This is a genomic window from Streptomyces sp. NPDC053427 (assembly GCF_044544985.1).
Taxonomy (GTDB): domain Bacteria; phylum Actinomycetota; class Actinomycetes; order Streptomycetales; family Streptomycetaceae; genus Streptomyces.
The window spans coordinates 185,108-198,670 of record NZ_JBITYA010000001.1; the positions used below are offsets into that span (position 1 = coordinate 185,108).

At 72.4% G+C, this 13,563-nt stretch carries 10 protein-coding genes; 2 read left to right on the top strand and 8 right to left on the bottom strand.

Features of this window, described 5'->3' with window-relative positions; genetic code table 11:
- Positions 1 to 12: 12 nt before the first annotated feature.
- Positions 13 to 978: an acetylxylan esterase gene (locus tag ACIGWZ_RS00690; RefSeq protein WP_400059328.1), complete on the bottom strand. Its 966-nt coding sequence runs from the start codon at positions 976 to 978 to the stop codon at positions 13 to 15.
- A gap of 135 nt (positions 979 to 1,113) precedes the next feature.
- Here ACIGWZ_RS00690 and ACIGWZ_RS00695 point away from each other — a divergent pair, with 135 nt between their 5' ends.
- Entirely contained in the window at positions 1,114 to 1,938 is an 825-nt protein-coding gene (locus ACIGWZ_RS00695; RefSeq protein WP_400059330.1) for a hypothetical protein, read from the top strand.
- A 119-nt stretch (positions 1,939 to 2,057) separates the two neighbouring features.
- Here the strand turns inward: ACIGWZ_RS00695 and ACIGWZ_RS00700 are convergent, their stop codons facing one another.
- From ACIGWZ_RS00700 to ACIGWZ_RS00730, 7 genes are all read right to left on the bottom strand, one after another.
- Positions 2,058 to 2,891, bottom strand: coding sequence for an amino acid ABC transporter ATP-binding protein (locus ACIGWZ_RS00700; RefSeq protein WP_400059332.1), 834 nt, complete (start codon positions 2,889 to 2,891; stop codon positions 2,058 to 2,060).
- Positions 2,892 to 2,896: 5 nt separating this feature from the next.
- Positions 2,897 to 3,682, bottom strand: coding sequence for an amino acid ABC transporter permease (locus ACIGWZ_RS00705; RefSeq protein ID WP_400059334.1), 786 nt, complete (start codon positions 3,680 to 3,682; stop codon positions 2,897 to 2,899).
- 11 nt (positions 3,683 to 3,693) lie between these two features.
- A complete protein-coding gene (locus ACIGWZ_RS00710) occupies positions 3,694 to 4,491 on the bottom strand; it encodes an ABC transporter substrate-binding protein (RefSeq protein ID WP_400059336.1) in 798 nt (265 codons plus the stop codon).
- 196 nt (positions 4,492 to 4,687) lie between these two features.
- Positions 4,688 to 5,608 carry a homocysteine S-methyltransferase gene (gene mmuM, locus ACIGWZ_RS00715; protein ID WP_400059338.1) on the bottom strand — a complete coding sequence of 307 codons (921 nt, stop codon included), beginning with the start codon at positions 5,606 to 5,608 and terminating at the stop codon, positions 4,688 to 4,690.
- Positions 5,609 to 5,752: 144 nt separating this feature from the next.
- Positions 5,753 to 8,776 (bottom strand): glycoside hydrolase family 2 TIM barrel-domain containing protein, encoded by a 3,024-nt coding sequence (locus ACIGWZ_RS00720; protein ID WP_400059340.1) that lies wholly within the window; start codon positions 8,774 to 8,776, stop codon positions 5,753 to 5,755.
- A gap of 191 nt (positions 8,777 to 8,967) precedes the next feature.
- Positions 8,968 to 10,245: an SWF or SNF family helicase gene (locus ACIGWZ_RS00725; RefSeq protein ID WP_400060749.1), complete on the bottom strand. Its 1,278-nt coding sequence runs from the start codon at positions 10,243 to 10,245 to the stop codon at positions 8,968 to 8,970.
- 32 nt (positions 10,246 to 10,277) lie between these two features.
- Positions 10,278 to 13,196: a DEAD/DEAH box helicase gene (locus tag ACIGWZ_RS00730; protein ID WP_400059342.1), complete on the bottom strand. Its 2,919-nt coding sequence runs from the start codon at positions 13,194 to 13,196 to the stop codon at positions 10,278 to 10,280.
- Between the two features lie 151 nt (positions 13,197 to 13,347).
- On the opposite strand from ACIGWZ_RS00730, the gene ACIGWZ_RS00735 reads away from it, so the two are divergent.
- Positions 13,348 to 13,530 (top strand): hypothetical protein, encoded by a 183-nt coding sequence (locus tag ACIGWZ_RS00735; protein ID WP_400059344.1) that lies wholly within the window; start codon positions 13,348 to 13,350, stop codon positions 13,528 to 13,530.
- Positions 13,531 to 13,563: the final 33 nt, after the last annotated feature.

Sequence of the window (13,563 nt, forward strand, 5' to 3'; positions counted from 1 at the left end):
CGCGCCGCAGCGTCAGCCGAACAGTTCCCGCACGAACGCCAGCTCCGCGACCCGCTGCTCGCCGCCGCCCCCCTCGTGCGCATTGAACCGCCACACCTTCAGCGCCTTCTCACCGGCGTAGTGGTGGTACGCGGCGAAGCCGGTCGACGGCGGCACGACCTCGTCGCGCAGCGCCGTGCCGAAGAGCGCCGGGGCGCCGGCGCGGACCGCGAAGTTCAGGCCGTCGAAGTGGTCCAGGGTGTGCAGGGCGGTGTCGATGTGCCCGCGCTCGCCGGCGAAATAGCGGGTGAGTTCGCCGTAGGGGCCGGCGTCCGTGATGTCGAGCGCGCGGCGGATGTGCGTCAGGAACGGCACATCGATCAGCGCGCCCGCCAGACCGGGCACCAGCCCCGTCATCGCCAGCGCGGTGGCGCCGCCCTGGCTGCCCCCGGCCACGACGATCCGGTCGGCGTCCACCGCGTCGTGTCCGCGCGCCGTCTCCACGGCCCGTACCGCATCGGTGAACAGCCGCCGGTAGTAGTAGTCGTCGGGGTCCAGCAGCCCCTGGGTCATTTTGCCGGGTACGCCCGGGTTGGTGGCGGCGACCGGATCGGGCGTGCCACCGGGGCGGTTGGGGCCGCTCTGCCCGCGGGCGTCCATGACCAGCGTCGCGTAGCCGGCCGACGGCCACAGCGTCCAGTCGTGCGGCAGCATCCGGCCGCCGCCGTAGCCGAGGTACTGCACGATGCACGGCAGCGGGCCGTCGGCCGACCGCGGGAGCAGGAACCAGCCGCGGATGCGGTGCCCGCCGAAGCCGGAGAACGCCACGTCGTAGGTGCGCAGCAGCGCGAGCCCCGCATCCAGCTCGGTGAAGCGGGCGTCCAGGTCATGGCGGCGCGCCTCCTCGAGGGTGCGCTCCCAGAAGGCGTCGAACCCGGGCGGCTCGGGCAGCGGCGGGCAGTAGTGGGTCAGCTCGTCCAACGGGAGGTCGGTGAACACGGTTCTCCTCCGGGCCATACGATTACGTGCCGGACGTCGGCACATGTGCCCATCGACCGGACGTTTCAGCCGTGGAATGTTCCAGGTTGGTCACCGTGTCGCCCAAAGCCCCGTAAAGAAGCGATCATTTCTTCCATGAGTTTTCCTCCGCCTCCGCCCCATCAGCCGCCGAACGACAGCCCGGGTGGCTTCGGGCCGCCCGCCGGTGGCTACGGCCAGGGCGGTTACGGCCAGGGCGGCTACGGGCCACCGGCCGCCAATCAGCCGCCCGGTGGCTACGGCCCGCCCGCGGGTGGCGGCTACGGACCCGGCGGCCCGGCGGGTCCCGGTGGCTGGCAGCAGCCCCCCGTCCCGCCGTCCGGCGGGGGCGGCAACGGCAAGCTGATCGCGGCGATCATCGGCGGCGGTGTCCTGGTGGTGGCCGCCGTCATCACCGTCGTCGTGCTGAACAGCGGCGGCGACGACAACCACAAGAACCGCGCTCAGCCCTCCAGCTCCAGCTCCAGCTCCACGCCGTCCGAGTCGGCCTCCGCCTCGCCCTCCGACGACCCCTCGCCGACGCCGAGCGAGGAGTACACGCCGAGCCCGACGCCGGCGTCCAGCGACGGCGCCCTCCCCTTCTTCCGGATGAAGGTGGGCGACTGCTTCAACGCGCCGCAGGGCGGCGGTGGCAACAACACGGCGGCCTCCTGCAACGGTTCGCACGACGGCGAGGTCGTCACCATCCACCGTCTGACGGGCTCCGGCTTCAAGACCGACGAGGACATCCAGACGAAGGCGTCCTCGCTCTGCAAGAGCGAGCTGGAGAGCAAGGCGCGCCGCCAGCCCGCCGGCACGGCCGAGGGCACCTACGTCCAGTTCCCCAACATCAACGGCTACAAGATCGGCATCAAGACGGTCACCTGCAGCCTGATGGGGAACCGCAGCAACACCAGGAAGCTCACCAAGCCGCTCTCCTGAACCGGACGGACGGCCGGCCCTCACCGGCGCCGGCACCCCGCCGCCCATGACCGACGGCCCTGACGCGTCCAGCGATCAGGGCCGTCTGTCATGGGCGGCGGCGAGTCGACCGCGGCCCGTCAGGGAGCGATGCGCTTGCCCGGCGCCCCGCCGTCCGCCGCCTCGCCCACCTCCGTCACCGCCGTCGGATTCAGCACCCGCGCCAGAAACGTTCTGGTCCGCTCGTGCCGCGGTGCGCCCACCACCTGCTCCGGCGTGCCCTCCTCGACGATCACCCCGCCGTCCATGAAGACCACCCGGTCGGCCACCTCCCGGGCAAAGCTCATCTCATGGGTGACGACAAGCATCGTCATACCGTCCCGCGCCAGCGAGCGCATCACCGCCAGCACATCGCCGACCAGCTCCGGGTCCAGCGCCGAGGTCGGCTCGTCGAAGAGCATCAACTCCGGCTCCATCGACAGCGCGCGGGCGATCGCCACCCGCTGCTGCTGCCCGCCCGACAGCTGCGCCGGATGGGCCGCCGCCTTGTCGCTCAGCCCGACCCGTTCGAGGTTGGCGCGGGCGATCCGCTCCGCCTCGGCCCGGTCGCGGCGCAGCACCCGGCGCTGGGCGATCGTCAGGTTCTCCAATGCGGTCAGATGCGGAAAGAGGTGGAAGGCCTGGAAGACCATGCCGATCCGGCGCCGGACCAGATCGATGTCCACATCCGGATCGGTGACCTCGGCGCCGGCCACGGTGATCCGGCCCGCGCTCGGTTCCTCCAGCAGGTTCACACAGCGCAGCAGGGTCGACTTGCCGGACCCCGAGGGCCCGATGACGCACACCACTTCACCGCGCGCCACCGAGAAGTCGATGCCGCGCAGGACCTCCAGTGCGCCGAACGACTTGTGCAGGCCCTGTACGTCGATGGCCTTCGCGTCCTCGGAGGCCGTTGCGGACCTGTCGTTCTCCATACGGGTCACCTGGCCTTCGCCGCACGCGCTTCCAGCCGCCGGACCAGCTGGCCGAGCGGAAGGGTGATCACCAGGTAGAGCAGCCCGGCGATCAGGATCGGGGTCAGGCTCTTGTGCTCATTGAGGGCGTCCCGGCCGAAGTTGGCCAGTTCGACCTGTTGGAGCGAGAGCCCCAGCAGATATACCAGCGAGGAATCCTTGGTCAGCAGGATCAGTTCATTGGTCAGCGGTGGCAGGACGATCCGGAACGCCTGCGGAATGACAATCGAGACCATGGCCCGGCCGTGCGACATTCCCAGGGAACGCGCCGCCTCCGTCTGGCCCTTGGGCACGGCCTGAATTCCGGCCCGGATGGTCTCCGCCATGTACGCGGCGCCCACCAGGCCGAGCGCCAGCATCACCGTGACGTTCATATCGAGCGCCACCTCGAATGCCAGCGGCACACCGAAACCCAGCGCGATGAACACCAGCAGCGCCGGGATGCCGCGGAAGAACTCGATGTAGGAGACGGCGATCCAGCGGTACGGCGGCACCGAAGACAGCCGCATCAGCGCCAGCACCAGACCGAGCGCAAGACCGAACCCGAATCCGAGCAGGGTGTAGCGGACGGTGTTGACCAGTGCGGTGGTGACGATGTCGGGGAACATGGCCTTGGCGATGTCGACGTCGAAGAACGCCATCCGCAGCTGGTGCCAGTCGGCGACCAGCGCGAGCGCCACCACGGCGACGACCAGCACGCCGTACTGCGCGCCGCGGACGATCCGCGCGCGCCGTCTTTTGGAGAGCGGCATCAAAACCGCCCTCAGCCCTGCGGAGTGGTGCCGAACCACTTCTTGTAGATCCGGTCGTAACGCCCGTCGGATTTCGCTTTTTTGAGGACTTCGTTGATCTTCTTGCGCAGGGCGTCATTGCCGGTGCGCACGCCGATCCCGTAGTGCTCACCAGTGTTGAACTCCGCGGTGACCGCGGTGTCCGCGTTCTGCTTCACATAGTCGAAGAGCACGCCGTTGTCATTGATACCGGCATCGACCTGCCCGGACTTCACGGCGGTCAGCAGCAGCCCGAGATCCTCGAATTCCACCAGCTCCACGTCCTTGCCGTGCTTCTTGGCATAGATCCCGCCGGTGGTGGCTTTCTGATAGCCGAGCTTCTTGCCCTTCAGGTCCTCGACCTTCTTGAAGGGCTTGCCCTTCTTCGTCAACAGCGCCTGGGTGGCATTGAAATACGGGTCGGAGAAATCCATCACCTTGTCCCGCGCGGGCGTGATCGTCATTCCCGCCGCGGCCAGGTCGCATTTGCGGACGGTGAAGTCCTCGCCGGTCTCGATGCCTTCGAACGGCGTATTGACGATCTCCTGCTTGACGCCCAGGTCCTTGGCGACCAGGTCCACCAGGTCGACGTCGAATCCGACGACCTTGCCGTTCTTCTTCACCTGGAACGGTGCGTACGGAAGGTGGGTGCAGGTCTTGAGCGTCCCGGAGGAGATCAGCTCCAGGCCACCGGCTCCCTTCTTCCCGTCGGACTTGGTGCTGGTGCACCCCGCCAGGACGGCGATGGCCGCGGCAGCGGCTATGACAGGCAACGCGGAGCGAGCGGACACCGGGCCTCCAGGGCGGGATGACGATCAACCATGCCGTGCGGTGCTGCGAGTTGGCCTGCATCCTGCCATCGGCCGGGGGCGCTGTCGCCGCTGCGCCGGTTGCGTCTGTGTAACGCCTTCGGCCCGCGTACGAGCCCGAACCGACCGACGGTCCTGTTCCCCGACCGCCCGACGGTCCTGTTGCCCAACCGTCGGTTCAGTCGCCGAGGCCGGCCGCCACCTCGGCGATGACGTCCGGGCCGACCCGGCAGCAGCCGCCGATGAGCCGGGCGCCCGCCGCGGCCCACCCGGCGACCCGGTCGGCGTGGAAGGCCGGGCTGCCGCGCCACGCCCGCGCCCCGGCGTCCCAGGTCTCCCCGCTGTTGGGGTAGACCACCACCGGCTTTCCGGTGAGGCGCGCGGCGAGCTCCACCGCACGGTCCGCATCGTCCGGCGCGCAGCAGTTGACCCCCACCGCGATCACCTCGTCCGCCTCCGCGGCCAGGGCGAACGCCTCCGCCAGCGGCTGTCCGGCCCGCGTACGGTCCCCCGCCACGCTGTACGAGAGATACGCCGGAACCCCCAGCCCGCGCACCGCCCGGAGCAGCGCGCGGGCCTCGTCCGCGTCCGGCACCGTCTCCAGCGCCAGTACGTCCGGCCGGGCCGCGGCCAGCACTTCCAGCCGGGGCCGGTGGAAACGCTCCAGTTCGTCCACCGACAGGCCGTAGCGGCCGCGGTATTCGGAGCCGTCCGCCAGCATCGCCCCGTACGGACCGGCCGACGCGGCGACATACAGCGGCCCGGCGACCCCGCCCGCCGCGGCCCGCCCCGCCGCCTCACGGGCCAGCTCCACGCTCCGCCCGATCAGCTCGGCGGCCTGCGCGGCCCCGATGCCGCGCTGCGCAAAGCCCTCGAACGTCGCCTGATAGCTGGCGGTGATCGCGACCCGCGCCCCCGCCTCGTAGTACGCCAGATGCGCCCGCACCAGCGCCTCGGGGTCCTCGGCGAGCAGCCGGGCCGACCACAGCGCATCGCTGAGGTCGTGCCCGGCGGACTCCAGCTGGTTGGACAGCCCGCCGTCGAGTACGAGCGGCCCCGTGACGAGGGCTTCGGCGAACGACGGGGACGTGCTGACCATGGTGCGGGCCTTTCGGTGCTGCTGAATGTGCTGGATCTGCTGGATGTGCCGGTGTCCTGACGGCGGTGGTTGCGGCCTTGTTCGCCGCTTCTCCTCCGCCGCTCTTCGGCCTCTCCTCGGATCGTAACGCCGGTCGTGCGGGCCTCAGCCCAGCGACGAGAACACGAAGGAGAACCGCGCCGGCGCCACCTCCAGCCGGTGCTGCGGCAGCACGCCCGGCCCGCAGGACCTGCTGCCGATGCCGTGGTGCGCATGGTCGAGATGCAGCCACAGCCGGTCGCCGGGCGTGAGGTCGGTGGTGTGCCGGGCCGCGGTCAACTCCTCCACGGGCCAGCGGCGGGCGGTGAAGAAGAACTGCGGGTCGCCCTCGATCCGCAGGCCCGAGCCGTTGCTGCCGGTCAGTTGCGCCCAGCGCACATCGGGCCGTGCGCCGTTCTCCTGCGGCCGGACGTACGGCGTCTGCAGCGCGTCCACCGGCATCGACCAGCGGCCCACCCGCGCCGCGGCCCGGGTGTCGGGATAGCCCTCCCCGGGCCCGCCGCCGAACCACTCCGCCAGCCGCAGGCTCCCGCACAGCGCCATCCGCACCCCGAGCCGCGGCAGCGGGCCGGGCCAGTCGCCCTCCGGATCGACGGCCACCTCCAGCCGCAGCCGATCGGGTGCGGCAGTCCAGCGGTAGACGGTGCGCAGCGCCAGATCCGTGGCGGCCGGGGCGACCCGGGTGCGTACCACCAGGGCGTCGGGCCCGGTCTCGACGGCGTCGACGCGATGCCGCATCCGGTGCAGGCCGATCCGCCGCCACTCGGCGGCCGGGTGCGGCCCCGGATGCCAGGCCGCGCCCTCGTCGTTGTCGGTCGGTGCCCGCCACACGTCCAGGCGTGGGCCGCCGAGCTGTACGCCGTCCAGATAGCGGAGCGTTCCGGTGGTGGCGTCGAAGGTCCCCGGACCGAGGACGATCACATTGCCCTCGCCGCGGCGCGGGGCCGCGCGGACCCGGCCGGCCGGCGGGGGAGCGGCCCGTGGGAGTACGGGGCCGGGCAGCTGGCCCCAGGCGACCTCGTGGCCCGTGTCCGCCCAGGGGGTGTCCTCGGCAAGGACCGCCTGGACCGTCCACCAGGCCTCCCCGGTGTCGTCCTCCGCCACCGGCACCGACGCCAGCTCCACTTCGGCCGACTCGCCCGGCTCCAGCGCGGGCACCGCGAGCCGGCCGTGGCCGCGCTCCTCGCCCGCCACCTCGTACCGCCAGCGGAACTCGAGATGTCCGAGGCCGGCGAAGTCATGGAGATTGGTGATCCGGACCCGGCCCGCCGCGCCGTTCCCGCCGGACACCCCCTCGATCCGTACCGGCTCGATGACCTTCTTGAACTCCACCAGGCCGGGCGAGGGGATCCGGTCGGGGAAGACCAGGCCGTCGCAGACGAAGTTGCCGTCGTGCAGCTCCTCGCCGAAGTCGCCACCGTAGGCGTGGAACACCTCGCCGTCCGGCGTCAGCTGCCGCAGCCCGTGGTCGATCCACTCCCAGACGAAGCCGCCCTGACAGCGCTCGTATCTCTCGAACAGCCGCTGATACTCGCTCAGCCCGCCCGGTCCATTGCCCATTGCATGCGCGTACTCGCAGAGGATGAACGGCAGTTGGCGGCGGCGGGCGTCCAGCCCGGGATCGGACAGCGGCTCCTCGGCACGCCGCCCGATGCGCTCCACCTCGGCATGATCGGCGTACATCCGGGAGTACACATCGGTGTCGGCGCAGCTGCGGTCGCCCTCGTAGTGCAGCGGCCGGGACGGGTCGCGCTCCCGCATCCAGGCGGCCATCGCGGACAGCCCGCGGCCCGTGCCGCACTCATTGCCCAGCGACCACAGCACGACGGCGGGGTGGTTCTTGTCCCGCTCGACCATCCGCCGGGCCCGGTCCAGCAGCGCGGGCTGCCAGCGCTCGTCGTCGACGGGATTGCCCCGCCAGCCCTGCTGGGCGAAGCCGTGCGTCTCCAGATCGCATTCGTCGATGACCCACAGGCCCAGCTCGTCGCAGAGGTCGAGGAAGGCGGGGTGCGGCGGATAGTGGCTGGTGCGGACCGCGTTGATGTTGTGACGCTTCATCAGCACCAGATCGCGGCGCATCGCCTCCGGGCCGATGGTGCGCCCGTAGCGCGGGTGGAACTCATGGCGGTTGACGCCCCGCAGCAGGATGCGGCGGCCGTTGACCTTCAGCAGGCCGTCCTCGACGCGGACGGTGCGGAAGCCGATCCGCAGCGGGATCCGCTCGCCCGGAGTGACCAGCTCGCCGTCGTAGAGGTGGGGCCGCTCGGCCGTCCAGGGGCGCACCGGCACCGTCGCGCTTGTCCCGGTCGCCAGGTCGAGCCCGAGCTCCGGAACGGTCACCCGGCCGGCGGGGTCACACTCCACGCGCAGCGTGCCGTTGCCCGTTACGTGGTCGAAACCGGCGTGTACGAAGTGATCGGCGACCGAGCCCTGGGGGCGGCGGTGCACCGAGACGTTCCGGAAGATGCCGGGCAGCCACCACTGGTCCTGGTCCTCCAGATAGCTGCCCGATGACCACTGGTGGACCCGCACCGCCAGGACGTTGCGGCGCGGCCGCAGCAGATGCCCGACCTCGAACTCGTGCGGCAGCCGGCTGCCCTTGAAGTGCCCCAGCTCCTGCCCGTTGAGCCACACCCGGGCGCAGGATTCCACCCCGCCGAAGTGCAGCACCGCGGGGCCCTCGCCCCATCCCTCGGGCAGATCGAAGACATGGCGGTGGTCGCCGGTCGGATTCTCGTCCGGCACCCGCGGGGGATCGACCGGGAAGGGGTAGGCGGTGTTGGTGTAGGCGGGCGCGCCGAACCCCTTGAGCGCCCAGGTGCCGGGCACCCGAAGGTCCTGCCACGAGGAATCGTCGAAGTCCGGCCGGGCGAACGCCTCGTCCTCGGCGCCGGCGGTCGCCGACAGCCGGAACCGCCAGGTGCCGTGCAACGAGAGCCGGGCGGCGTCCGATTTCGCATACCAGGCGCGCGGCGGCAGCGCCCCGCTCCCTGGCGAGCGGTCTTCGTAGTACGGGGGGAGGCGGTCCTGGCGTCCGGGGTGGTGAGGTGCGCGGTCCGTCCCGTCGGCGGTCCCTGGCGGCTGTCCGCACGGCGTCTGCTGCGGCGCGTGCTGCGAAGTACCGGTCACTGGTCCTCCTGCTGCGGGCGACTTTGCCTGGCGGTGGGGGGATCTGTTCAGCGAATCACGACCGGAGGAACGGCGCAGCCGGATGGGGCGGATTGGGCCAGGCGGGCCGCCGAGGGTGCGCCCGGCCCCAGGCGGCGGCGCACCCATGTCGGACGGACCGGGGTGGCGCGCCGACGCCGCCCCGCCCCCTCTCACCCCTCCGTCGACAACCCCGCCAGCGCGCCCGCCGGATCGTCCGTGGCCGGGCCCGCGGGCACCCACTGCCCGCCTTCCTTGCGATACGGCCACCAGCGGCCGTCCCGTCCGTAGCGCAACTGGGCATCGCCGCCGACCACCGTCCAGCGGTTCCGGGTCGCCCGCAGCCGAGGCCGCCGCTCGCCGTCCTCCCAGGCGGCCGCGAGCCGGTCGGCCGCCCGTGCCAGCGCCTCCGGCCCGGGCGTCCACTCCTCCTCCAGGACCGCGAGACCTGCCGCACCGCCCAGCTCCCAGGCCCGTACGGCCAGCGCCAGACCCCGCGCGTCGCGCCCCGAACCGGCCGCCAGGCGCGCGGATATGCCTTCCCCGGGGCGGGCCGCCGCCAGCCGCACCGCATCCTGGGCCGGCGACAGCACGGGCGGCGGCGGGCTGTCCGGATGCCCGGCGGCGAGCGCATCCGCCAGCAGCCGCTGGGCGCGCGCCGCCGCGTCGCCTATCAGGAACTCCAGCGCGGCCACCTCCACTCCGGGCGCGGGCGGGGTGCCGCCGCCGAGCACCGGTGCGGATCCGGGGGTGTCGACGGCGGGTGGCGGAGCGGGCAGCGGCGGCAGGATGTCGCGCGCCGCATACGCCTCGGCGGCCGGGATCCCCGATACCGGCCGGCTCTCCCCGGCCGCCGGCGCCTCGGCCCGCGACGCGCTGCGCGCCTGCAACTCGTCCAGCAGCTCCTGCTCTCCCCGGCCGCGCAACAGCAGCAGTACGAACGGGTCCTGGTCCAGCAGCCGCGCCACCTGATAGCACAGCGCCGCCGAATGCGCGCAGTGATCCCACGCGTCACAGCTGCATTCCGGCTCCAGGTCGCCTATTCCCGGGAGCAGTTCGATGCCCGCTGCGGCCGCGTCCTCGACCAGGACAGGTGGCATGTCACGGTCCAGCAGCGCCGCGATGTGCCCGGCCCGGTCCGCGACCATGTCCAGGAAGTGGTCCCAGTCAGCCGCGCTCAACTGCTGCAGCAGCACATCGGAACGGTGCCGGGTGTGGTCGCGGTCCTGTACGACGGCGGTGATCCGGCCGGGCCGCACCGAGACCGCACCGACCGCACCGGCGCGGGCATGCAGCCGCCCCAGCTTCAGCTGCTTGCCGTCCAGCGCGGTGTCCTCCAGCGCCTTGAGCCATGCCTGGCCCCACCAGCTCCGCGCGAACGCCCCGCCGCGCGCCGCCGGCAGCGACGCGAAGGTCCGCTCGGGCCCGTCCGTCTGTCCCGGGGTGCTCATCTCGCCCGGCCCGTTCCTCTCTCCCGGTGTGTTCATCGCTCGCTCCCTCGCAGGGTGACCAGGTCGGCCAGCTCGGCGTCGGTGAGCTCGGTCAGCGCCGCCTCGCCCGACCCCAGCACCGCATCCGCCAACTGCTGCTTACGGGAGAGCATTTCGGCGATCCGGTCCTCGATCGTGCCTTCCGTGATCATCCGGTGGACCTGCACGGGCTGGGTCTGCCCGATGCGGTACGCGCGGTCGGTGGCCTGTGCTTCGACGGCCGGGTTCCACCACCGGTCGAAGTGCACCACATGCGCCGCCCGGGTGAGGTTCAGGCCCGTACCGGCCGCCCTCAGCGACAGCAGGAACACCGGCGCCAGCCCGTCCTGGAACCGCCGCACCATCTCCTCGCGCCGCGCGACCGGCGTACCGCCGTGCAGGAACTGGGTGGGCACCCCACGCGCCGCCAGATGCCGCTCCAGCAGCCGGGCCATCTGCACATACTGCGTGAACACCAGCACGCTCGCGTCCTCCGCGAGGATGGTGTCCAGCAGTTCGTCCAGCAGCTCCACCTTCCCTGAACGACCGGCGATCCGCGGCGAGTTCCCCGCCTGCCCGCCGTCCGCCCCTTCTTCCTTCAGATACTGCGCGGGATGGTTGCAGATCTGCTTGAGCGAGGTGAGCAGCTTGACGACCAGCCCCCGCCGCGCGAACCCGTCCGTCCCGGCGATATCGCTGAGCCCCTCGCGCACCACGGCCTCGTACAGCCCGGCCTGCTCCTTGGTCAGCGCCACCGCGCGGTCGGTCTCCGTCTTGGGCGGCAGTTCCGGAGCGATCCCCGGATCGGACTTGCGGCGGCGCAGCAGGAACGGCCGCACCAGCCGGGCCAGTCGCTCGGCCGCCGCACCCGCTTCGGCGGACGCCGCCGGCCCGCCCTCGATGACCTGCGCATAGCGCGTACGGAACCGGCCCAGGGGGCCCAGCAGTCCGGGGGTCGTCCAGTCCAGGATCGCCCACAGCTCCGACAGATCGTTCTCCACGGGGGTGCCGGTCAGCGCGACCCGAGCCTTGGCGGGGAGGGTGCGCAGCGCCTTGGCGGTCGCGGAGAAGGGATTCTTGACGTGCTGCGCCTCATCGGCCACGACCAGGCCCCAGCCCACCTCCGCCAGTTTCCCGGCATCGAGCCGCATCGTGCCGTAGGTGGTGAGCACGAACTCGCCGTCGGCCAGGTCCGCCAGGCTGCGCCGCCCGGCATGGAAGCGGCGCACCGGCGTGCCCGGCGCGAACTTCTCGATCTCCCGTTGCCAGTTGCCCATGAGGGAGGTGGGGCAGACGACGAGTGTGGGGCCCGCCGAAGCGGGATGGGTCTGCCGGTGCAGATGGAGCGAGATGAGGGTGATGGTCTTGCCCAGCCCCATGTCGTCGGCGAGCGTGCAGCCCAGCCCCAGCGAGGTCATCCGGTGCAGCCAGCCGAGCCCGCGCAACTGGTAGTCGCGCAGCGTCGCGGCGAGCGCGGCGGGCTGCTCCAGCGCCGCGGCGTCCGCGCGCTCGGGATCGGCGAGCCGGTCCCGCAGCCCGGCCAGCCAGCCGGACGCCTCTACGGTCACCTGGCGGCCGCGGTCGTCCTCGGTGGTACCGGTGAGCGCGGCGCCGAGCGCGTCCAGAGGTGTGACCTTGCGGTCCTGGTGGTCGCGGGCGGCGCGCACCGCCTCGGGGTCGAGCAGCACCCACTGGTCGCGCAGCCGTACCAGCGGGCGGCCGGCCTCCGCGAGCCGCTCCAGTTCCGCCTTGTCGATCTCCTGGTCGCCCACCGCGAAGCGCCAGCTGAAGGCGAGCAACGCATCGGCGGACAGCAACGAGGGCAGGCCGGACGGGGTCCCGTCCATGGGGTCGGGCGGGCCCACCACCGCCCGCCCGGTCAGCTTGCGCGCCAGCTCCTTGGGCCAGTGGACGCGTACACCGGCGGCGGCCAGCGCGCGCCCGGCCGGGCCGAGCAGCTCGGCGATCTCCTCGTCGGCCAGCGGCAGCGCGTCCGGCACCGCCGCGGATAGCAGCGGGGTGAGCGGCGACCAGGCGCCGGCGGCCCGCCGCAGCGTGAGCAGGGTGTCCATCCTGGCCCGCGGTCCGAACGCCTGCCCCGCCGATGACGCCCCGGCCCACACCTCGGCGGCGTCCGCGACCAGCGTCGGATCGGTCGGGCTGTGCAGTTGGAGAACGGCGGTGAAGGCCGGCCGGTCCGACGTGTCCATCCCGTGCACCTCCACCCGCAGTGAGATCCCCACGCCCGCGTCATGGCCCGCTGCGACCTCCGCGGCCCAGGCGCGCTGCTCGGGGATGTGCTGCGGGGCGGGTGCCGCGAAGGCCGGCCCGCCGGCGGCCGGCGTCGCGGCGGGGGAGCGCGGCAGGCCGTCGGCGACCGCGTCCAGGAAGTCCCGCAGGTGACGCTCCGGTTCGGGCAGTTCGAGCGGGTCGGTGTCCGGGAGGGGCGAGGCGTGCGCGTACGGCGGCATGGCGGCGGCGAGCTCCCGCAGCCGCTCGATGTCGGCCGGGTCCAGCGGGCCCAGCCGCCAGGCGTCGTGCTCGGCGGGGCTCAGCCCGGGCAGCAGCCGCCCGCGGGCGGCCAGCTGGAGCGCCAGCAGGGAGGCGGCGCCCCAGAAGGCGGCGGCCGGATCGGCGCCGCGGGTGGCACGGGCACGGGTCAGGACGGGCACCGCTGCGGCCACCGGCAGGACCACGGCGGGGACGGCGGCCAGGTAGACCTCGCCGTCCTCGTCCGGCAGGGCGACGGAGAGCTCGTCCGCCGTCGGCCCGGCCCCGTCGCCGCCCTCGTCGCCGGCGGCCGCGATCGGCTCGCCATCGGGACGCCAGAACGCGACCCGTCCGGCGCGGGGCGGGTCGGAGGGCAGGAAAACCGCCGCGCAGCGGGCGAGCTCGGTCGGATGTGCGGCCGGGACCGCGGGGAGGAATGCCACTGGGCCGAGAACTCCTCAAGTTTGACTACTGGCGCCTGGAGCGCCCGAGAGTACAGGACCGAACGGCATTCGATGGAACCTGTGAGGCGAAACCGGCGTTCAATGGAATACAGAGAACGCGGCGTGGGTCGCGGAGGAAGGGACGTGAAGGATGTCCACACAGGCGAAGGTCGCGGTAGGCGGCGTCGCGGTGGGAGTGATCTTGCTGTGGCTGCTGCCCTTCTGGGCGGCTCTCTTGGTCATGATCGGGGTGCCGGCCATCGCGTATCTGGCCCTCGACTCCTCGCAGCGGCGCCGGCTGCGCCGCGTCACCCGCAAGGAAATAGGGCGCTGAGGGACGGGGCACGGCGGCCCGGACGAGGCAGGC

Excerpts from the sequence above, each read along its gene's own strand:
- ACIGWZ_RS00700 (WP_400059332.1), bottom strand. The coding sequence starts at position 2,891 with ATGGAGAACGACAGGTCCGCAACGGCCTCCGAGGACGCGAAGGCCATC.
- ACIGWZ_RS00735 (WP_400059344.1), top strand. The coding sequence starts at position 13,348 with ATGTCCACACAGGCGAAGGTCGCGGTAGGCGGCGTCGCGGTGGGAGTG.
- mmuM (WP_400059338.1), bottom strand. The coding sequence starts at position 5,608 with ATGGTCAGCACGTCCCCGTCGTTCGCCGAAGCCCTCGTCACGGGGCCG.
- ACIGWZ_RS00705 (WP_400059334.1), bottom strand. The coding sequence starts at position 3,682 with ATGCCGCTCTCCAAAAGACGGCGCGCGCGGATCGTCCGCGGCGCGCAG.
- ACIGWZ_RS00725 (WP_400060749.1), bottom strand. The coding sequence starts at position 10,245 with ATGAGCACCCCGGGACAGACGGACGGGCCCGAGCGGACCTTCGCGTCG.
- ACIGWZ_RS00695 (WP_400059330.1), top strand. The coding sequence starts at position 1,114 with ATGAGTTTTCCTCCGCCTCCGCCCCATCAGCCGCCGAACGACAGCCCG.